Source organism: Streptomyces sp. NPDC005151 (assembly GCF_053599875.1).
The window spans coordinates 1-19360 of the sequence record NZ_JBSFYR010000054.1 but is presented as its reverse complement, the minus strand read 5'-3'; the positions used below and the strand labels follow the sequence as shown (position 1 = coordinate 19360).

Sequence of the window (19360 nt, the reverse complement as noted above, 5' to 3'; positions counted from 1 at the left end):
GTTCCTCTTTGCATCATCATCGATGGACCACGATCACGCGGCCCACTACTCAAGTCTTATTTAGCGCCCGGTGAAGCGCCTGGCCCCGTCCAGGTGCGAGGTCAGCCGCTCCTGGATCCGTACCGTGGCCTCGTCCAGCGCCTTCCTGGTGCGCCGGCCATTCCGGTCACCGGCTTCGAAGGCGTCGCCGAACACGACATCGACCCGGCTGCGCAACGGCGGCAGTACTGATATCAACCGCCCGCGGCGCTCGGTGCTTCCCAGGACGGCCACGGGGACGATGGGCGCCCCGCTGCGTACCGCGAAGTACGCGAGTCCGGCCCGCAGCGAGGCGAAGTCTCCTTCACCCCTGGTGCCCTCGGGAAAGATCCCCAGCACCCCGCCGTTCTGCAGCACGCCGAGGGCGTGGGTGATGGCGGTGCGGTCGGCGCTCGTACGGTCCACCTTCAGCTGACCGATTCCGCGCAGGAACGGGTCGAGGGGGCCGACGAACGCCTCTTTCTTGATCAGGAAGTGCACGGGCCGGGGCGCGGTGCCCATCAGCATCGGCCCGTCGATGTTGTGGGAGTGGTTCACCGCGAGTATGACGGGTCCGGAGGCGGGTACCCGCCACGCACCGAGGACGCGGGGCTTCCACAGCCCGTACATCAGCCCGATGCCGATCCCGCGCCCGACCGCCGCTCCACGCAGCGTGGGCGTGCCCGTGGCAGGGGTCACTTCGCGGCCCGCTTCTCCTCGACGAGGGTGACGACGCACTCGATGACCTGCTGCAGGGTCAGCTCGGTGGTGTCCACCTCGACCGCGTCGTCCGCCTTGGCGAGCGGCGAGGTCTTCCGGCTGGAGTCCGCAATGTCCCGCTTGATCAGCGCCTCCTTGGTGGCGGCGAGATCGGAGCCCTTGAGCTCTCCGCTGCGGCGGGCCGCGCGGGCCTCCGGGGAGGCGGTCAGGAAGATCTTGAGGTCGGCGTCGGGCAGCACGGTCGTGCCGATGTCACGGCCCTCGACGACGATGCCGACCTCGGCGTCCGCGGCGATGGACCGCTGCAGCTCGGTGATCCGGGCCCGCACCTCGGGGACCGCGCTGACGGCGCTGACCTTGGAGGTGACCTCCGGCGTACGGATCGGGCCTGCGGCGTCCTCGCCGTCGACCGCGATCGTCGGGGCGGCCGGGTCCGTGCCCGAGACGATGACCGGCTTGTCCGCGGCGGTCGCGACCTCCGCGGCGTTCTGCACGTCGATGCCGTTGTTCAGCATCCACCAGGTGATCGCCCGGTACTGGGCGCCGGTGTCCAGGTAGCTCAGGCCGAGCTGGGCCGCGACGGCCTTCGACGTGCTCGACTTACCCGTGCCGGACGGGCCGTCTATGGCAACGATCACTGCGGCCGGGGCCGTCCGGGCGGCGGCGCTTACGGTTTCCACGGTGGTGGACACCTTCCTGGTACTCGGGGTGGGCGGGACGGGGACGCGCGAACCCGCCCCGCTCAAGGTTACCGAGTGTCTGGACGGGCCTTTGCACCCTGTGGACAAGTGCCCCCGAACCTGGCCACCGCGGGCCCGGGGCGTCCGGCCGTGATGCGCGGGCCGCCTCCTACTGGCGGATCGACCAGCCCCGCTCGCGCAGCGCCGTGGCCAGTGCGGGGGCCGCGCTCGGCTCGACCATCAACTGCACCAGACCCGCCTGCTGCCCGGTGGCGTGCTCGATGCGGACGTCCTCGACGTTGATCCCGGCCCGGCCCGCGTCCGCGAAGATCCCGGCCAGTTCGCCCGGCCGGTCGCTGATGAGCACGGCCACGATCTCGTACGACGCCGGGGCCGCCCCGTGCTTCCCGGGCACCCTGACCCGGCCCGCGTTGCCGCGCCGCAGCACGTCCTCGATGGAGTCGGTGCCCTCGCGGCGCTTGTCTTCGTCGCCGGTCTGGAGGCTGCGCAGCGCCCGTACCGTCTCGTCGAGATCGGCGGCGACCCCGGCGAGCACATCGGCGACCGGGCCGGGGTTGGCGGAGAGGATCTCCACCCACATCCGGGGGTCGGAGGCGGCGATCCGGGTGACGTCCCTGATGCCCTGGCCGCAGAGGCGTACGGCCGTCTCGTCGGCCTCCTCCAGGCGGGCGGCGACCATCGACGAGATCAGCTGCGGGGTGTGGGAGACGAGGGCGACGGCCCGGTCGTGGGCGTCGGCGTCCATGACGACCGGAACGGCGCGGCAGAGCGCGACCAGCTCCAGGGCGAGGTTGAGGACCTCGGTGTCGGTGTCGCGGGTCGGGGTGAGGACCCAGGGGCGCCCCTCGAAGAGGTCGGCGGTGGCGGCGAGGGGGCCCGAACGCTCCTTGCCGGCCATCGGGTGCGTACCGATGTACGGCGTGAGGTCGACGCCGAGGGCTTCCAGCTCGCGGCGGGGGCCGCCCTTGACGCTGGCGACGTCGAGGTAGCCGCGGGCGATGTCGTCCCGCATGGCGGTGGCGAGCACCGAGGCCACACGGGCGGGCGGTACGGCGATGACCGCCAGGTCGACGCGGCCCTCGGGCGCCTCGTCCGTACCGGCGCCGAGCGCGGCCGCGGTGCGGGCGGACGCCGGGTCGTGGTCGAGGAGGTGAACGTGGACGCCGCGCCCGGCGAGGGCGAGGGCTGCGGAGGTGCCGACCAGGCCGGTTCCGATGACGATGGCGGTTCTCACTGGGCGATGTCCTTGCGGAGGGAGGCGGTGGCCCCGAGGTAGACGTGCGCAATCTCGGACTTGGCGAGGTACGTCTCGACATGGGCGAGGATGCGCACCACGCGGGGCATCGCCCCTTCGATGTCCAGCTCCTGGGCGCAGATCAGCGGTACGTCGACGATGCCGATGCCGCGTGCGGCGGCGGCCGGGAAGTCGCTGTGCAGATCGGGGGTGGCCGTGAACCAGATGCTGATCAGGTCGTCCGCAACGAGGCTGTTGCGCTCCAGGATGGCGCTGAGCAGGCCGCTGACCCGCTCGTCCATGTGTCCGGCCTCGTCCCGGTCCAGCTGGACAGCTCCACGGACCGCTCGTACCGCCACGTCTGGCTCCTCACTTCTTCGTGCCGTTGTTCTTCGTGCCGCTGCATGGTTGTCGCGCCTGCTCGGCGCCAACCTGCACGTTTTCAGCCTAGAGGGGCGGGGCGGCCGACGACCGAGGTGCTCTGTCCGTGAGACACAGCGGTCATCGGGACGCGGCGGTGGCATGCACGGCGAGCAGCGTCCGCCGGACCCGACCGGCCGGCTGCGCCGGGCAGGCATCGATCCGGCCGTGCACCCAGTCGGCGAGGACGCCGGTGAACAGTCCGCGACGGCGCTCGCGATCAGGTCCTCGCCGGTTCCGGGCGGGCGGCGGCGATGGAGTTCGCCGATGCTGCGCTGCCGCAGCTCCTCGTACAGCAGCTCGCCGAGCGGCCCGCGCGCAGCAGGCTCCGGTAGACCCCGGCGCGGGTGCGGACGGCTTCCAGGAGGGCGACCAGGCCGTCGGGGGCGCGGCGGCGCCGGGGGCACGTCGTCCCGGCGCCGCCGGCATCCCCGCTCCGGCTCCCGCCGCCCAGCAAGCTGCCCAGCAGGCTGCCGAGGTCGCTTCCTGCCATGGTTCTGCCCTTCGGAAGAGGGATGGAATATCGACAATGTCGGCCAGAACCGGTGCTTCTGCCACTCGGGCGAGTCTGCCGCCAGGTTGCTAGGCCCTCGGCGTCCGCGGGGTCACGATGCCCATGCCGGGAGCAGACAGCTCACCCGGTCGTGGCCACCACACAGGGAGCAAGCCATGGACGCACGACGAAGGACGGTCCTCACGGCAGCCGCAGCGGGCGCCGCCGGGCTGGTGACCGCTTGCGGCTCGTCCGGGGACGGAGGCAGCACGGCATCCTCACCGGAGATCTCGCCGGGTGTCACCCCGAGCACCAAGGCAAGCGCCACGGCGCCGAAAGGTTCCAACGCGAGCGGCACGGTTCTCGCCAAGACCTCGGACATCCCCGTCGGCGGCGGCACGATCTTCACGGAGCAGAAGGTCGTGGTGACCCAGCCCAAGGAGGGCGAGTTCAAGGGCTTCTCCGCCATCTGCGCCCATGCGGGGTGCACCGTCGACTCGGTCAGTGACGGCACCATCAACTGTCCCTGCCACGGCAGCAAGTACCGCATCACGGACGCGGCGGTCGTGGCCGGTCCCGCGCCGGGCCCGCTGCCCGTCGAACGGATCACCGTCACCGGTGACACCATCCGGCTCGTATGACACCGGCCGTCCCGGCGGGAGCCGCAGCCCCCGCCGGGACGGTCGCGTCAGGGCAGTCTGCGGGCGTCCGCGAGCAGCGCGGCCTCGGCGACATCGGCGTACGCGCTGCCCCGCAGCGCGGCCAGTTCGGCGGGCCACGGCTGCGCCCAGCGCGCGCCCTCGCCCGCCCGGGCGACGAGGCACACGGCGGCGAGCTCCGCGGTGGCCGAACCATGGGCGCGCAGCCCCGTCACCACGGCGCCGATCGCCGCGAAGGGCATCGCCGCCCGAGATGCCCGCCACTGCTGCCCGACGGCGTCGAGACTCCCCGGCCGTTCCCCCGAGAGAGCCAGCCACCGATCCCACCGGTCGAACGCCCCCTCCTCCGCGTCCATCCCCGCCAGAGCCGCGGCCAGAGCGACCTCGGAGGCAGAGTGCGTCAGCCCCGCGGCCCGGAGCGCCTCGGTAACGGCGTCCAGGGCGCCGATCGGGCGGGGCCCGTAGTACCGGTGGTGCAACGAGTCGAGAACCCGGAGCGCTGTCCGCTCCTCGTTCCCCGAGCGCACCTGACCCACCAGCGCGTCGAGCGCGGTCACCAGCGACGACCGCCCGTCCTCAGTGGTCGCCCATCCGCACAGCAGCTCCACCGCGGCGAAACGCACCCCGAAGGTGTGGTCATCGCGCTCACCGGAGGGGTGCGCGCCGGGCCTTTCGGATCATCGTCATGCGGCCGATGCTGACACCACGGCTCCCTGCCCGCAACGCATTTGCCCTCACGTACGCTCACCTGCATGACCACCCCGGACGCCGAGGCCCTCGTACGCGACCACACGATCTACTCCTGTGTGATGGGCTCACGCGCGTTCGGGCTCGCCACGGACGGCAGTGACACCGACCGGCGCGGTGTCTTTCTGGCGCCGACCCCCCTCTTCTGGCGGTTCGAGAAACCGCCGAAACACGTCGAGGGCCCGGCGGAGGAGCAGTTCTCCTGGGAACTGGAGCGCTTCTGCGAACTGGCGCTGATCGCCAACCCCAATGTCCTGGAGTGCCTGCACTCCCCCCTGGTGGAACAGGTCACCCCCGTCGGCCACGAACTCCTCTCCCTGCGCAGGGCGTTCCTGTCCCGTCTCGCCCACCGGACCTTCGTCCGCTACGCGCTGGGCCAGCGCAGGAAGCTGGAGGCGGATGTCCGTAGTTACGGTGCGCCGCGCTGGAAGCACGCCATGCATCTGCTGCGGCTGCTGGCGAGCGGCCGGGATCTGCTGCGTACGGGAGAGCTGACGGTCGACGTCGGCGCGGCCAGGGAGGAACTGCTCGCGGTGAAGCGCGGCGAGGTTCCCTGGCCGGAGGTCGAACGCCGGATGACCCGCCTGGCCGAGGAGAACGACGAGGCGGCAGCGGGCTCCCCGCTCCCACCGGAGCCGGACCGGGCCCGGGTGGAGGACTTCCTGATTCGCACCCGCCGAACGTCGGCGCTGTCACCTGGCATCGGCTGAACGGGCCCGCCCGCAACCACCACCGGTCTGCTGCCCCGTGACGGCCGGTCCGGGGTCGCGCAGAGGAGTCCCCGCAGGGCTATGAAGAAGACCCCGGTCTCCCCCGCGTCGCGCTCGGACGTTCGTCGCCCGGGGAAACGCCCCGGAGGGACACCGGGTCACCACGGACCGTCCCCGGCGGGGTCACCCCCGTATACGACCAGCACCTCGCGGACGAGCCGCCCTCAGGCCCGTCGAGGGGGTCCCCCCATGCCCTTTGGATCAGGGGGAGATCGAGGACAGAGCCCCGCCCCCGGCCAACCGCGCACGCACCACGAGCTGATGCAGCCCGTCGAACCCCGCACGCCCGGCCGCCTCCGGCAGCCCCGACTCCTCCTGCGCCTCGTCGAGCACCCGGTGCAACGCCTCCACGTCGCCGGACACCACCGCGCCGTCCACACCCCCGGCGCCCCCGTGCTCTGCCTCCGCCTTGGCCGCGATCAGCTCCGGCAGATACCCCGGCGCCGCCACCTCCCCCAGCAGGGTCGGCAGGTGCGCCCGTACCTCTCCGCTGCGCATCAGATGGATACCGGTCAGCAGCGCCCGGAACGTGTAGAGCAGCGGCTTCAGTTCACGGGTGCTCTCGTACAGCCGCCACTGCGTCTTCGCGAACCCCCGGTAGTGGTGGGCATGGTTGCGGGTCACCACCCGAGGCGCAAGCTCCATCAGTTCCGCATGCAGCTCACTCGTGTGCACCACCAGCGGCGAGAGCAACTGTTCCAGCACATATCCGTTCGGCTTCAGCATCAGCCGGACGAACTTCCGCAGGTCGTGCGTGACGAGATCCATCTCGATCCCGTCCCGGTCCCACATCCGCGAACGTGTCTCCTCCGGCTCGCGCAGCCCGACGAGATCCTCCGCGGGCAGGAGGTGGACCCCCCGCAGGTCCACATCCGAGTCCCGGGACGGAAACCCGTACAGATGCGCCCCGGAGACCGTGGCGAACAGCAGCGGTCCGGGTTCCTCGGCGAGTACCGGGCCGAAGTCCGTGACCGGCAGCCCGGCCTCGTGCAGGTGCATCGTTTTCGTGCGCATGGATCAAGAGTCCCAGAGCGCCCCCAGCGACAGCAGATCGCTGCGGTACTCGATCCGCTCCGACCACTCCTTGGGCCAGGCCGCGGCCCCCAGATGTGCCCCGGCCAGTGCCCCGGTCAGGCAGCCGATCGAGTCGGAGTCGCCGCGCGTGCAGGCGGCCCGGCGCAGAGCGGTGACCGGTTCGTCGGGGAACAGCAGGAAGCAGTGCAGGGCCGTGGCGAGGGCGTCCTCGGCGATCCAGCCGTCGCCGGTCGTCTCGCACGGGTCGCCCTCCGGTGACGGGTCGCGCAGGGCGTCCTGCACCCGGGCCAGTGCGGTCAGGCACTCGTCCCAGCCGCGCCGGATGTAGCTCTCGCCGGAGTCGTCGCCCGTGTACCGCCACAGGTCGCCGAGCCAGCGCGAGAGGTAACGGCTGCTGTTCTCGTACGCGTACGAGCGCAGCTGCCCGATCAGCCCCACCGGCTCCGCGCCCTGCGCCAGCAGGTACACCGCGCGCGCCATCAGGTCGGAGGCGGCGAGCGCCGTGGGATGTCCGTGCGTGAGGGCGGCCTGCAACTGCGCCGCGCCGGAGCGCTGTTCCTCGCTCAGCCCGGGTACGAGTCCGACGGGCGCCACCCGCATATTGGCGCCGCAGCCCTTGGAGCCGGTCTGGCTGGCCTCCTGCCAGAGCCGGTCGCTGTCGAGCAGCCGGCAGGCGGTCATGCAGGTGCGGCCGGGGGCGCGGTTGTTGTCCGGTGAGTGGTACCACTCGACGAATTCTTCGCGTACCGGCCGGGTCAGCCGCAGCGCGGTGAGCAGTCCCCGGTCCATGGCGGTGCGGATGCCCCGCGCGAGGGCCAGCGTCATCTGGGTGTCGTCGGAGACGATCGCGGGACGCGGCAGCCGCATCTGCCGCCACGGCCCGCACTTGGCGAGGATCGAGGGCACGTTGTTGAATTCGGTCGGGAAGCCCAGCGCGTCACCGAGCGCGAGCCCGGTCAGCGCGCCGGTGGCAGCGCCTTTGGTGATGGTCCTGGTCACGATCATGTGCTTCTTCCTTCCGGTCGCAGCAGTGGAGGGTGCAGGGCGGTGGCGGCACCCGCCCGGTACAGGGCGGCCGGTTTCCCCCGTCCGCCGGTGCGGCGCGGTGATCCCTCCACGGTCTGGACGAAGCCGGGCGTGGTGAGGACCTTGCGCCGGAAGTTGGGTCGGTCGAGCTCGACGCCCCAGACGGTCTCGTACACCTTTTGGAGCTCGCCCAGGGTGAACTCGGCCGGGCAGAAGGCGGTGGCAAGACACGTGTATTCGAGTTTGGCGCCGATCCTGTCGTGTGCGTCGGCGAGGATGCGGTCGTGGTCGAAGGCGAGCGCGCCGAGTGCTCCGGCGTCCCACCAGCGGGCGTTGGCCGCGTCCCCGCCGCCGCGCGGCTCCGGCAGGTCGGGGACGAGCGCGGCGTACGCGACGGAGACGACCCGCATCCTGGGGTCGCGGTCCGGATCGCTGTAGGTGCGCAGCTGTTCCAGGTGGAGGGCGGAGACGGTGGACTCGGTCAGCCCGGTCTCCTCCGCGAGCTCCCGGCGGGCGGCGGACCCGGCGGACTCACGGGGCAGGACGAAGCCGCCGGGCAGCGCCCAGTGGCCCTTGTACGGGTCCTCGCCGCGTTCGACGAGCAGGACGTGCAGCCGTCCGTCGCGGACCGTGAAAACCGCGAGGTCGACGGTGACGGCGAACGGCTCGAAGGCATGCGGGTCGTAGCCCTCCGGGGCGGTACTCATCGTCGCTCCGGGAGGGGTGCGGCGAAGTTCCAGCCTGCGGCGAGCAGGGCGTCGACAGCGGTGAGCGCGGTCTCCAGGCGCTTCTCATGCGTCCCGGCCAGCTCGACGAACGTCCTTCCGGTGCGGGTGAGTTCGGCCCGGAACCGGTCGGTCATCCAGGGCCGCAGCTCCTCGCCGTCGCGCAGCCCGTCGTCCTCGAAGGCGACGCCGTCGTGGTCGGTGAGCAGCCACAGGTGGTGGCTGACCCGGTCGGCGGTCTCCTCGACGAGCGGGTTGCGGCCGCCGACGTACCGCTCGTGCCAGACGGTGGTGGCGAAGGAGTCGGTGTCGCAGATGAGCACCGGGGACCCGGTCCGGGCGGCGGCCTCCTCCTTGGCGTTCTGCGCCTCGGCGATCAGCGGGAAGTCGTCGGTGGTGAAGGCGACGTCCTCCCACTGCGCCTGGGGCCACCGGGCACGCAGTGCGGCCAGCTTCTGTTCGCTGAACTCCCGCCCGTACTCGGCGACGTACCGGGTCTGTGCCCAGACGCCGCCGCGCCGCCGGTAGTGGTCGGCGAGGGCGCGGGCCATCGTGGTGGTTCCGGTGGACTCGGCGCCGAGGACGACGATCCGGCGGGTGAGCGCGGCCCGTACGGGCGGTTCGAGGAAGTCCCAGCAGCCCACCGGGTCCTTCCGGACGGCGGTGCCGGAGACCGGAAAGACCGTGCGGTCGGGGTCGACGCGGACGGATTCGGCACCGAAGCGGCGGGCCAGTTCGTCCCCGTACGACTCCGAGGTGAAGACGGCGTCGACCGGTTCCGGGACGGCCTCGGTGAAGACAGCCATGTGGGCGTCCCAGATCGCCGGGTCGTGGAGATCCATCCGGGTGTCGTCGACGGCGCCGACGACCCGTACGTCCGGATGCACCTCCCGCATCCAGGCGACGCGATCGGCGAGCGGGACGGACTCGACGGAGGCTGCGCAGACCAGGACGGTCAGCCGCTCGCAGCGGTCCTGGGCGGTGCGGACGAGGTGGTGATGGCCGGTGTGCGGCGGATAGAACTTGCCGAGCACGAGCCCGTGCGCGAACCGCTTCACCGGGCCACCTCCGCCAACTCCCGCTGCCGCACCGCGAGATCAAGTTTCCAGTTGCGCAGCCCGACCAGACACAGCGTCAGGAACCCGACGTACAGCAGGGAGGTCAGATAGAGCTCCTTGTACGCGTAGAGCGGGATGTACACCAGGTCGGCGGCGATCCACAGCCACCACGACTCGACCAGCTTCCGGCACTGCCCGTACGTCGCCGCCAGCGACAGCGCGGTCGTCAGGGCGTCCCAGAACGGCACGGTCGAGTCGGTGGCACGGTCGAGCAGGACGGTCAGGGCGAGGGCCCCCGCCACCCCTGCCGCGCACAGCCAGGCCCATTCGCTGCGCGTGGTACTGCGCACCGGCAGGGCGGACGAACCCGGTCCACCCCCGTGGGTCCAGGTCCACCAGCCGTACACGGCAAGGGTGATGAAGACGATCTGCAGGCCGGCGTCGGCGTACAGACCGGACTGGGTGAACAGCAGGATGAAGAAGAGGTTGTTGGCGATGCCGATCGGCCAGTTGGCGAGGTGCTGACGGGCCACGAGCCAGACGCACAGCGCTCCGCTGCCGAAGCCGAGGACCTCGGTCCAGCTGACCGGTGTGTCCAGGACCGTCACCAGGGGTTGCTGCAGGGGATCGAGGATGTCCGCGAGACTCACACCCGCCTCCTTAATAGTCACTCTGACTATAAAGGCGCAACAGCGGCAGCAAAAGGCCCGCGGCCGATTCCTGTTCGAAAATCGAAGCCAGGAACCGGCCGCGGGCCGGAGAGCGGACAGAGCCGCGGGCGAAGAGGCCCCTAGAGACCGACCTCCCGCATCAGCATGCCCACCTCGGTGTTGGTGAGGCGGCGGAGCCAGCCGGACTTCTGGTCGCCCAGCGGGATCGGCCCGAAGGACGTCCGTACGAGCCGCTCGACCGGGAAACCCGCCTCGGACAGCATGCGGCGGACGATGTGCTTGCGGCCCTCGTGGAGGGTCACCTCGACCAGGTAGTTCTTGCCGGTGTTCTCGACGACCCGGAAGTGGTCGGCGCGGGCGTACCCGTCCTCCAGCTGGATGCCGTCCTTGAGGCGCTTGCCCAGCTCACGCGGGAGCGGTCCCTGGATGGCGGCCAGGTAGGTCTTCTTCACGCCGTACTTGGGGTGGGTGAGACGGTGGGCCAGCTCGCCGTGGTTGGTGAGCAGGATGATGCCCTCGGTCTCGGTGTCCAGCCGGCCGACGTGGAAGAGACGCGTCTCACGGTTGGTGACGTAGTCGCCGAGGCACTGGCGGCCGTCCGGGTCCTCCATCGAGGAGACGACACCGGCGGGCTTGTTCAGCGCGAAGAAGAGATACGACTGGGCGGCGACGGTCAGACCGTCGACCTTGATCTCGTCCTTGTGCACATCGACGCGCATGCCCTGCTCGACGACGATCTGCCCGTTGACCTCGACACGGGACTGCTCGATCAGCTCCTCGCACGCGCGGCGCGAGCCCATGCCGGCGCGGGCGAGGACCTTCTGCAGGCGCTCACCCTCCTGCTCGGCACCGGGGAATGTCTTGGGCGTCTTGATGTCGGGCTTGTTCGCGTACCTGTCCCGGTTGCGCTGCTCGATCTTGGCGTCGAGCTCGCGCGGACGGGACGGGGCGCCCTGCGGTCCACGCCGCGGGCCGCCGCTCCTGCCGCCGCCCTGCGCGGTCTTCGGCCCGCCCTTGGCGCCACCGCGCGCCGCGGCGCCACGGCCCTTGCGGGGGCCGTCGCCGCTCTTCTCGCCGGCACCGGTCGTGCCGCCCACGTCGTAGCGGCGCTCCTCGGGCCGGGGCCGGCGGGGACGCTGGTCCTGCCTGTCGTCACGCCCGGCGCCGCCACCCCGGGGGTTCCGGTTGCCGCCGCTCTTGCCGCTGCCGCTTCCGCTGTTCCTGCCACTGCTTCGCATCAAAATTCCGTCTTGTCGTCTGCGTGAGTATCCGGGGTGTCCGGTGCGTCCGGATCGAACGACGGCACACCCTCTAGCGTCTCAGCCTCGATCGCGTCCGCCTCGGGGAGGAAGGGCGCGAGCTCCGGGAGCTCATCCAGGCCGCGCAGGCCCATCCGCTCCAGAAAGTAGTTCGTCGTCCTGTACAGGATCGCACCTGTTTCGGGTTCCGCGCCCGCTTCCTCGACCAGGCCCCTCTGCAGGAGGGTCCGCATCACGCCGTCACAGTTCACACCGCGCACCGCGGAGACGCGTGAGCGGCTGACCGGCTGCCGGTACGCGACCACTGCCAGGGTCTCAAGAGCCGCCTGGGTGAGCCGGGCCTGCTGGCCGTCCAGCACGAAGCCCTCGACGGCCTCCGCGTACTCCGGGCGCGTGTAGAAGCGCCAGCCGCCCGCGACCGACCGGAGATCGAAACCGCGGCGCTGCACGGTGTACTCGTCGGCCAGCTCCCGCAGCGCATCGGCGACGGCCCGCCGCGGCCGCTCCAACACCTTGGCCAGGTGTTCCTCGGTGGCGGGCTCGTCGACGACCATCAGGACCGCCTCCAGGGCGGGCTTGAGCTCAAGATCCGCGACGGTGGCGCCGATGCCACCCTGCTCGCTGCGCTCACTCATGCCTCTGCGTCCTCCTGTACGTCCTGGTCGAACTCGTCCGTCACCCTCGGTGCGGCATCCGCTCCCCCGGCCCAGCGCACCATGAGCTCGCCGAGCGCCTCCTCCTGGTCGAGGGTGACGGCCTTCTCCCGGTACAGCTCCAGCAGCGCGAGGAACCGGGCGACGACGGTGAGGGTGTCCGCGGCGTCCTCGGTGAGCTGCCGGAAACTGATCTCCCCCGCCTCCAGCAGCCGCGCCACCACGATCTCGGCCTGCTCCCGCACGCTGACCAGCGGGGCGTGGATGTGATCGACGTACACCTGCGGCTTGGGCTTGGGCTGCATCGCCTTCACGGCGAGCCCGGCGAACCCCTCGGCGCCGATGCTGATGACCACCTCGGGCAGCAGCTCGGCATGGTGCGGCTCCAGCCCGACGGTCCGTGGAAAACGCCGTCCCTCCGACTCGAGCCGGGCGCTGAAGATCTCCGCGATGCGTTTGTACGCGCGGTACTGCAGGAGGCGCGCGAAGAGCAGGTCGCGCGCTTCGAGCAGCGCGAGATCCGCCTCGTCCTCGACCTCGGCGGCGGGCAGCAGCCGGGCCGCCTTGAGATCGAGCAGGGTCGCGGCGACGACGAGGAACTCGGTGGTCTGGTCGAGATCCCAGTCCGGCCCCATGGCCCTAATGTGGGCCATGAACTCATCCGTGACTTTGGAGAGAGCGACTTCGGTCACATCGAGCTTGTGCTTGGAGATGAGCTGCAGAAGAAGATCGAACGGCCCCTCGAAGTTGGCGAGCCGAACGGTGAACCGCCCGTCGCCCGCGGGTTCAGCGGAATCCGCGGGCCCAGCGGAATCCTCGGGCCCAGCGGAATCCGCGGGCCCAGCGGAATCCGGCAGCTCCAGCTCCGCGGGCTCTGCGGGCACCGCAGGTTCTACCGGCGCCGCGGGCTCTGCGGGCGCCGCAGGTTCTACGGACTCTACGGACTCTGTGGGCTCCGTGGGCTCTGCGGGCTCTGCGGGCTCTGCGGGCTCTGCGGGCTCTGCGGGCTCTGCGGGCTCTGCGGGCTCTGCGGGCTCTGCGGGCTCTGCGGGCTCTGCGAGCGCCGCAGGCTCTCTGGCGGCAGCGGGGCCGGCGTCCGCGGACGCGGTGCCGTGCCCGTCCGCGGACGCCGTCGCCCCGTCGCCGTACGCCGACTTCACGTCGCCATATGTGACCGCCGAGGACTCCGCGGTCCCGGTGACGGGAAGCGGCGTGGCGGGCGGCACGACCGGGGCGCCGGCCTCCCCCGGCACCCCGCTCGCCGACGGCTCCTCCGCACCCGGCGCAGGCCGGCCCCCCGGACCGCGCCCCAGGGGGCGCCGGGGGGTGCGGGCGGGGTCGTCGTTCGTCGGCATGGAGGTCCAGGGTGCGGCGGGATACGGGCGGCGGGCGGCAGCCCGTTCAGGACGGGCCGGACCGCCGGTCGGCAGTGGCCGCTACGGTACGGTCCGCCCGCTGAGCAGCGCGGCTCTCCGGGCAGGCTACCGGCGCCCTGCCGGTCAGCGGCCGCGCAGCCGCCGTACGAGGATGCTCGCGTCGCCCCGCGCCTCCAGGTCCGCGAGGACCACCGCGACCGCCTCACGGACGATCCGCCCGCGGTCGACGGCGAGCCCGTGCTCGCCGCGCAGCACGAGCCGCGCGTGCTCGAGGTCCATCAGTTCCTCGGCGGAGACATAGACGGTGATCTTCTCGTCGTGGCGTTCCCGGCCGCTGGGCCGCCGGTTCGCCCCGCGCCCGCCTCCGCGCCTGCGCTGCTGCTGGACGGCCGGAACGGCCTCCTGCTGCGCGGCGGCGGAAGAGGAGGAGGAGGCCGAGGGGCGGCGGCCCGCCTGCGCGGCCACGGCCACCCGGTCGCTGTCGTCGCCGCGGCTGCGGGAATCCCCCGCGTCGGCGTCCGCCGGCGCGTGCTCCTCCTGGGCGGGTACGGCGCCGGCCTCGGCCGCTCCCCCGGTCGCTCCGGAGCTGTCCGCCGCAGTCTCGTTCCCACCGGCCGGAGCCGGTACCCGCGCCCCGCCGTTCGCCTTGCGCCGCCGCTCCGCGGGGGACGAGGACTGCAGCCCCATCCCCCCGGTGGTACGGAACAGTTCGTCGGCCCCGGGCAGACTCACTCGGCGTGACACCGGGCGAGCACCTCCCTGGCGAGCTGGCGATAGGCGGCGGCACCGACCGAGTTGGAGGCGTACGTGGTGATGGGCTCACCGGCGACCGTGGTCTCCGGGAAACGCACCGTGCGCCCGATCACCGTGTGGTAGACGTGCTCGTCGAAGGCCTCGACGACCCGCGCGAGCACCTCGCGGCTGTGCACCGTACGGGAGTCGTACATGGTCGCAAGGATGCCGTCGAGCTCCAGCTCCGGGTTGAGCCGCTCCTGGACCTTCTCGATGGTCTCGGTGAGCAGTGCCACGCCGCGCAGAGCGAAGAACTCGCACTCGAGCGGCACTATCACCTTGTGAGCGGCCGTCAGGGCGTTCACCGTGAGCAGGCCCAGCGAGGGCTGACAGTCGATCACGATGTAGTCGTAGTCGGCCATCAGCGGCTTCAGGGCGCGCTGCAGCGTGGACTCCCGGGCCACCTCGCTGACCAGCTGCACTTCGGCAGCCGACAGGTCGATGTTGCTCGGGAGCAGGTCCATGTTGGGCACGGCGGTCTTCAGGAGGACCTCGTCGGCCGACATGCCCCGCTCCATGAGCAGGTTGTAGACCGTGAGGTCGAGCTCCATCGGGTTGACGCCGAGACCGACGGACAGGGCGCCCTGCGGGTCGAAGTCGACGAGCAGGACACGGCGTCCGTACTCCGCTAGTGCGGCACCCAGGTTGATGGTCGACGTGGTCTTGCCGACGCCGCCCTTCTGGTTGCACATCGCGATGATCTTCCCGGGACCGTGGTCGGTCAGCGGACCCGGGATCGGGAAGTAGGGCAGGGGCCGGCCGGTCGGGCCGATCCGCTCGCGGCGCTGGCGGGCAGCGTCGGGCGCGAGGGTGGCCGCGTACTCCGGATCGGGCTCGTACTCGGCGTCGGGGTCGTAGAAGTGCCCCTGGGGCACCTCGTCGAAGTCGGCGAAGTGGGCGGTCTCCCGGCCACTCTCGTTGCCGGCCATGGCGTTCACGTTTAGGCCGTCCATCATCTGGGGGGCTGTCGTCATGTGCTGGTGGGTGGCGAAGGTGCGGACAGCGACGGAGCCGACAGCCTCCAGCCCGATCGGGCTCTGGCCCCGTGCAGGCATCCCTGGTTGAACACCCCCGGGAGTAAATGTCGACTCATTCACAAGTCGTCTTACCTCCTTGGACGTAACCAGGAAACTTATCGATAGGTCAGCGTGACACCATGCCGACGATTGGCGACTCTATGGCGTGTCACCGGTTCGCAGCAACACAATCCGCCGGACCCGGCCCGATGTGTCGGCAATCGAACACCCCCCTGTCAAGGGTTCACAGTCACTCCGGCGCACATTTCACAACTGCACGAAACGGGTAAAGGGTTACATTCGACGCAAGTTGCGCGAAGGCCTCACGGGGGCCGACACACGTCCGGCCGGACCTTGCTCGGCAAGGTCCGGCCGGACGTGCAGGGTTGACGGGATGCGTTGACTCGTCAGCCGAGAAGCGTGCTCAGCTCGACGCGCTCCAGGCCGTGCGCCTCCGCCACCTCGCGGTAAACGACCTGGCCCTCATGGGTGTTGAGGCCCTTGGCGAGCGCGGCGTCGCGGCGCAGCGCCTCGACCCAACCGCGGTTTGCGAGCTCCAGGATGTACGGCAGCGTCGCGTTGGTGAGCGCGTACGTGGAGGTGTTCGGCACCGCGCCAGGCATGTTGGCGACGCAGTAGAAGACCGAGTTGTGGACCGTGAAGGTCGGATCGGCGTGCGTCGTCGGGTGCGAGTCCTCGAAGCAACCACCCTGATCGATTGCAATGTCGACAAGTACACTTCCGGGCTTCATCTTGGCGACGAGCTCGTTGGTGACCAGCTTCGGGGCCTTCGCGCCGGGGATCAGCACGGCGCCGATGACGAGGTCGGCCTCGACGACGGCCTTCTCCAGCTCGAAGGAGTTGGAGACGACGGTCTTGACCTTGGTGCCGAAGACCTTGTCGGCCTCGCGCAGCTTGTTGATGTCCCTGTCGAGCAGCGTGACGTGGAAGCCGAGCCCGACGGCGATCTGCGTGGCGTTCCAGCCGGAGACACCGCCGCCGATGACGACCGCCTCACCGGGGGCCGTGCCCGGGACGCCGCCCGGCAGCACACCGCGGCCGCCGACCGAGCGCATCAGGTGGTAGGCGCCGACCTGGGGGGCCAGGCGGCCCGCGACCTCGGACATCGGCGCGAGCAGCGGGAGTGCGCGGTTCGCGGTCTCGACGGTCTCGTACGCGATGGCGGTGGTGCCGGACTCCAGCAGCGCGTCCGTGCACTCGCGGGAGGCGGCGAGGTGCAGGTAGGTGAAGAGCGTCTGGTCCTTGCGGAGGCGGTGGTACTCCTCGGCGACCGGCTCCTTGACCTTCAGCAGCAGGTCGGCCGTGGCCCAGACCTCGTCGGCGGTGGGCAGGATCTGCGCACCGGCGGCGGCGTACTCCTCGTCCGTGATCGAGGACCCGACGCCGGCGTTCTGCTCGACGACGACCTGGTGGCCGTTGCGGACGAGCTCATGCACACCGGCGGGCGTGATGGCCACGCGGAACTCGTTGTTCTTGACTTCGCGGGGGATGCCGACCTTCACGTCGATCACGGTCCTTGACTCAGAGGGTTTACTCGGGCATGGCGGTACATACCCGGACACACTTAGTGTAAATGGAGACACCACGGAGGTCCGCGGCAGGGCCAGTCTAATGAAGGGCTTCCTGCTGTCTAGCCTTACAAAGCATTAATTTTCTGCCGACGCACTGCGGATTTCGCAGGTAGAGCCCTTCTCGCCCAGCAGTCTGTCCGCCATACCGCGGTGCAGCCGGGCCGCAGCGGGGTCTCCGAGCCGTTCGAGGGTGTCGGCCAGCCGGAGCTCCAGCGCCGCCTGCAGGCGAACGTCCTTGGCCTGCCGCGCCCGCTCCACGGCCTCCTGGCAGGTCTGCAGCGACTCCTGCGGCCGCCCCGCGTACTCCTGCACCCGCGCGGCCTCACTGAGCGCCCGCGCCTGGGCGGGCAGGTCGCCGAGCCTGCGGTACCCGGCCGCCGCGGCCCGCCAGTTCCGCAGCGCCTCGCCGTACCGCCCGGCATAGGTGTGGACGGAGCCGAGCCGCCCGTACAAGCGCGCCTCGTCGGCACGCTCGCCCTGGGTGAGCCGCTGCGCGAGCGCCCGGCCGAACCAGTCGGAGGCCCGGTGGAAGTCCCCCAGCTCGGCGTAGGCACCGCCTACGGATTCCATCGCCCTGCCGGTCGCGTACGGGTCCTTCGCCGCCCGCCCGGCGTCCAGCGCGGCCCGGTATCGGGTCAGCGCCTCCTTCGTACGCCCGGTCCTGGCATCCAGATCGGCGAGATTGAGCAGCGCGGCAGCCTGCTCACGGGGCAGCTCGCGCCGCTCGGCGACGGCCAGGACCAGTCCGTGCAGCCCGTACAGATCGGGGGCGGCAGCCTCGGTTCCCTGGTGCACGGCCAGCGCCCGCACCAGCGCGGCCACCAACCGCCGTGCCAGGGTGTCGAGTTCACCGTCCTCGACGGCGATCCGGGCGGAGGCGAGCAGAGCGGGCCGGCGGATCCGCAGCCAGGCGGCGGCCGCTTCGGGATGTGGGAAGCGCAGCGAGCGCGGCAGCCCGGCGAGCTTCTTGCCGGCCGGGGAGCCCTCCGGCTCGGTGACCGCCCGGCAGGACTGCAGCTGCCGTACGGTCCGCTCCAGCATCCGGGCCCGGGCCAGCTGGATCTCGGCCGGCCGGTCCCGGTCCGCCAGCAGGGCGCGCAGCAGCGGGACGAGGCAGCCGGGCACCTCGTACTGCGACAGCTCCGCGCCATTGGTCCGCAGCAGGCCCAGCAGGACGAAGTCGTCGAGGGTCGACTGGGCGGCCGAGACCGAGCAGCCGGCCAGAGCGGAGGCGGTGTGGGCGTCGGCGAGTCCGGCCGGGGCGAGCGCGAGCAGGCGCAGTATCCGGGCGGCGGTCGGCGGCAGGGACTCGTGGACCAGCCGGAAGGCACGGGCCAGCGGGCGGGCACCGGTGGACTGCTCGTCGTCGTCCGGCAGCTCGTGCAGCTGCTTGGTGACGTCGGCGACCGATGCCATCGGATGGGTGGCGAGCCAGCCGCCGATCATGACCAGGGCGGCCGGCTGCCCGCCGCACACCTCGGCGAGGGTCTCGGCGGTCCGCGGGTCGACGGTGATCCTGACCTGGCCGATGGTGCGGGCCAGCAGCTGGACGGCGGAGCCCGCGTCGAGACCGCCGACGGTGCAGGGCCGGACGCCGGGGATGCCGGTCAGCGGGCCCTGCGCGGTGGCGACGACGAGGCAGTCCGGGTTGTCCGGCAGCAGCGGGTCGACCTGCTCGGCGTCGGCCGCGTCGTCGAGCAGCAGCAGGGCGCTCCGTGCGGCGAGGGCCTCGCGGACCATCTCGGACAGTTCGTCACCGTCCGCGCCGGGCGGGCCGGTGACGCCCAGTTGGCCGAGGAGCTCGCGTGCGGTGCGTTCGGTGGGGACGGGTGCGCCGCCGGGTTCGGTGAGCCGGACCCGGAGCAGCCCGTCGGGGTAGTCGCCGGTGTCCATGAGCCCGCGGGCGAGTTCATCGGCGAGTGCGGTGCGTCCGGAGCCGGGGCGTCCGGCGATCAGCAGGACCCGGGCACGGGCGGTCTTGCGGCCGGCCAGGGTGTCCAGCCCGGCCCGTTCGATATCGGCCCTCAGCGCCTTCAACTCGCGTTCGCGGCCGAAGAATAGGGGTGGTGCGGCGCCGGACGGCTCCTCGGTACCCGCTGCCGTCGCCGGGCCGCTGGTGTCCACCGCCTGATCCGTCACGGGCCACGCTCCACTTCGCTGCACGCGTTGCCCGCCGGGACTCCGGCCAGGGCATTCCGAGCGTAGTTCAGGCGTATGCGCCCTCAGGGTGGAGCGCGGCGGGGGCGTCCCCCGATCGGATCAGCAGCTCGTCCGATCGGAAGACTTGGACCGACCGGCAATGGGGGGCGGCGTCACGGGGCCGGGGCACGCACCTCGCGGCGTTGTCGTCCATCACCATGGCTCCGCCATGGCTCAATCCTCCGCCTTGCGATGC

20 protein-coding genes are annotated in these 19360 nt (G+C 71.3%); 2 read left to right on the top strand and 18 right to left on the bottom strand.

The window, feature by feature from the left end; all coding sequences use genetic code 11:
- Nucleotides 1-60: 60 nt before the first annotated feature.
- From ACWD6R_RS25630 to ACWD6R_RS25610, 5 genes are all read right to left on the bottom strand, one after another.
- Nucleotides 61-717 carry a lysophospholipid acyltransferase family protein gene (locus ACWD6R_RS25630; protein WP_451820842.1) on the bottom strand — a complete coding sequence of 219 codons (657 nt, stop codon included), beginning with the start codon at nt 715-717 and terminating at the stop codon, nt 61-63.
- On the bottom strand, nt 714-1430 hold the full coding sequence (gene cmk, locus ACWD6R_RS25625; RefSeq protein WP_451820841.1) for a (d)CMP kinase: 717 nt from the start codon (nt 1428-1430) through the stop codon (nt 714-716). Before cmk ends, ACWD6R_RS25630 begins: the two co-directional genes overlap by 4 nt.
- 157 nt (nt 1431-1587) lie before the next feature.
- Nucleotides 1588-2673, bottom strand: coding sequence for a prephenate dehydrogenase (locus tag ACWD6R_RS25620; protein WP_451820840.1), 1086 nt, complete (start codon nt 2671-2673; stop codon nt 1588-1590).
- The gene (gene aroH, locus ACWD6R_RS25615) at nt 2670-3032 is read right to left on the bottom strand and encodes a chorismate mutase (protein ID WP_451820839.1); all 363 of its coding nucleotides are present in this window, start codon (nt 3030-3032) and stop codon (nt 2670-2672) included. The genes ACWD6R_RS25620 and aroH overlap by 4 nt, the downstream gene beginning before the upstream one ends.
- A 281-nt stretch (nt 3033-3313) precedes the next feature.
- A complete protein-coding gene (locus ACWD6R_RS25610; RefSeq protein WP_451820838.1) occupies nt 3314-3586 on the bottom strand; it encodes a hypothetical protein in 273 nt (90 codons plus the stop codon).
- 176 nt (nt 3587-3762) lie between these two features.
- On the opposite strand from ACWD6R_RS25610, the gene ACWD6R_RS25605 reads away from it, so the two are divergent.
- On the top strand, nt 3763-4227 hold the full coding sequence (locus ACWD6R_RS25605) for a Rieske (2Fe-2S) protein (protein ID WP_451820837.1): 465 nt from the start codon (nt 3763-3765) through the stop codon (nt 4225-4227).
- 47 nt (nt 4228-4274) lie between these two features.
- Here the strand turns inward: ACWD6R_RS25605 and ACWD6R_RS25600 are convergent, their stop codons facing one another.
- Complete coding sequence (locus ACWD6R_RS25600; RefSeq protein ID WP_451820836.1) at nt 4275-4868, bottom strand: hypothetical protein; 594 nt, start codon at nt 4866-4868, stop codon at nt 4275-4277.
- 129 nt (nt 4869-4997) lie between these two features.
- Between ACWD6R_RS25600 and ACWD6R_RS25595 the strand changes: the two genes are divergently transcribed.
- On the top strand, nt 4998-5702 hold the full coding sequence (locus tag ACWD6R_RS25595; RefSeq protein ID WP_451820835.1) for a nucleotidyltransferase domain-containing protein: 705 nt from the start codon (nt 4998-5000) through the stop codon (nt 5700-5702).
- A gap of 261 nt (nt 5703-5963) precedes the next feature.
- On the opposite strand, the gene ACWD6R_RS25590 is transcribed toward ACWD6R_RS25595, so the two are convergent.
- The 12 genes from ACWD6R_RS25590 to ACWD6R_RS25535 all read right to left on the bottom strand — a co-directional run bounded on the left by ACWD6R_RS25590 (nt 5964) and on the right by ACWD6R_RS25535 (nt 19104).
- Nucleotides 5964-6776, bottom strand: a complete 813-nt coding sequence (locus ACWD6R_RS25590; protein WP_451820834.1) for a nucleotidyltransferase domain-containing protein — start codon at nt 6774-6776, stop codon at nt 5964-5966.
- Nucleotides 6777-6779: 3 nt separating this feature from the next.
- Nucleotides 6780-7802 (bottom strand): ADP-ribosylglycohydrolase family protein, encoded by a 1023-nt coding sequence (locus tag ACWD6R_RS25585; protein WP_451820833.1) that lies wholly within the window; start codon nt 7800-7802, stop codon nt 6780-6782.
- Complete coding sequence (locus ACWD6R_RS25580) at nt 7799-8530, bottom strand: NUDIX hydrolase (protein WP_451820832.1); 732 nt, start codon at nt 8528-8530, stop codon at nt 7799-7801. Before ACWD6R_RS25580 ends, ACWD6R_RS25585 begins: the two co-directional genes overlap by 4 nt.
- Entirely contained in the window at nt 8527-9606 is a 1080-nt protein-coding gene (locus ACWD6R_RS25575) for an AAA family ATPase (RefSeq protein WP_451820831.1), read from the bottom strand. Before ACWD6R_RS25575 ends, ACWD6R_RS25580 begins: the two co-directional genes overlap by 4 nt.
- Complete coding sequence (gene pnuC, locus ACWD6R_RS25570; RefSeq protein WP_451820830.1) at nt 9603-10256, bottom strand: nicotinamide riboside transporter PnuC; 654 nt, start codon at nt 10254-10256, stop codon at nt 9603-9605. The genes ACWD6R_RS25575 and pnuC overlap by 4 nt, the downstream gene beginning before the upstream one ends.
- A gap of 140 nt (nt 10257-10396) precedes the next feature.
- Entirely contained in the window at nt 10397-11515 is a 1119-nt protein-coding gene (locus ACWD6R_RS25565) for a pseudouridine synthase (RefSeq protein WP_266987271.1), read from the bottom strand.
- The gene (gene scpB / locus ACWD6R_RS25560) at nt 11515-12171 is read right to left on the bottom strand and encodes an SMC-Scp complex subunit ScpB (RefSeq protein ID WP_451820829.1); all 657 of its coding nucleotides are present in this window, start codon (nt 12169-12171) and stop codon (nt 11515-11517) included. Before scpB ends, ACWD6R_RS25565 begins: the two co-directional genes overlap by 1 nt.
- The gene (locus tag ACWD6R_RS25555; RefSeq protein WP_451820828.1) at nt 12168-13349 is read right to left on the bottom strand and encodes a segregation and condensation protein A; all 1182 of its coding nucleotides are present in this window, start codon (nt 13347-13349) and stop codon (nt 12168-12170) included. The genes scpB and ACWD6R_RS25555 overlap by 4 nt, the downstream gene beginning before the upstream one ends.
- A 339-nt stretch (nt 13350-13688) precedes the next feature.
- Complete coding sequence (locus tag ACWD6R_RS25550; protein ID WP_451820865.1) at nt 13689-14297, bottom strand: hypothetical protein; 609 nt, start codon at nt 14295-14297, stop codon at nt 13689-13691.
- Entirely contained in the window at nt 14294-15412 is a 1119-nt protein-coding gene (locus ACWD6R_RS25545; RefSeq protein WP_451820827.1) for a ParA family protein, read from the bottom strand. The genes ACWD6R_RS25550 and ACWD6R_RS25545 overlap by 4 nt, the downstream gene beginning before the upstream one ends.
- Nucleotides 15413-15780: 368 nt before the next feature.
- Nucleotides 15781-16896 carry an alanine dehydrogenase gene (gene ald, locus ACWD6R_RS25540; protein WP_451820864.1) on the bottom strand — a complete coding sequence of 372 codons (1116 nt, stop codon included), beginning with the start codon at nt 16894-16896 and terminating at the stop codon, nt 15781-15783.
- 144 nt (nt 16897-17040) lie between these two features.
- Nucleotides 17041-19104 carry a tetratricopeptide repeat protein gene (locus ACWD6R_RS25535; RefSeq protein ID WP_451820826.1) on the bottom strand — a complete coding sequence of 688 codons (2064 nt, stop codon included), beginning with the start codon at nt 19102-19104 and terminating at the stop codon, nt 17041-17043.
- Between the last annotated feature and the right edge of the window lie 256 nt (nt 19105-19360).

Excerpts from the sequence above, each read along its gene's own strand:
- scpB (WP_451820829.1), bottom strand. The coding sequence starts at position 12,171 with ATGAGTGAGCGCAGCGAGCAGGGTGGCATCGGCGCCACCGTCGCGGAT.
- ACWD6R_RS25595 (WP_451820835.1), top strand. The coding sequence starts at position 4,998 with ATGACCACCCCGGACGCCGAGGCCCTCGTACGCGACCACACGATCTAC.
- ACWD6R_RS25545 (WP_451820827.1), bottom strand. The coding sequence starts at position 15,412 with ATGCCTGCACGGGGCCAGAGCCCGATCGGGCTGGAGGCTGTCGGCTCC.
- ACWD6R_RS25610 (WP_451820838.1), bottom strand. The coding sequence starts at position 3,586 with ATGGCAGGAAGCGACCTCGGCAGCCTGCTGGGCAGCTTGCTGGGCGGC.
- ACWD6R_RS25590 (WP_451820834.1), bottom strand. The coding sequence starts at position 6,776 with ATGCGCACGAAAACGATGCACCTGCACGAGGCCGGGCTGCCGGTCACG.
- ACWD6R_RS25585 (WP_451820833.1), bottom strand. The coding sequence starts at position 7,802 with ATGATCGTGACCAGGACCATCACCAAAGGCGCTGCCACCGGCGCGCTG.
- ACWD6R_RS25580 (WP_451820832.1), bottom strand. The coding sequence starts at position 8,530 with ATGAGTACCGCCCCGGAGGGCTACGACCCGCATGCCTTCGAGCCGTTC.
- ACWD6R_RS25565 (WP_266987271.1), bottom strand. The coding sequence starts at position 11,515 with ATGCGAAGCAGTGGCAGGAACAGCGGAAGCGGCAGCGGCAAGAGCGGC.
- ACWD6R_RS25605 (WP_451820837.1), top strand. The coding sequence starts at position 3,763 with ATGGACGCACGACGAAGGACGGTCCTCACGGCAGCCGCAGCGGGCGCC.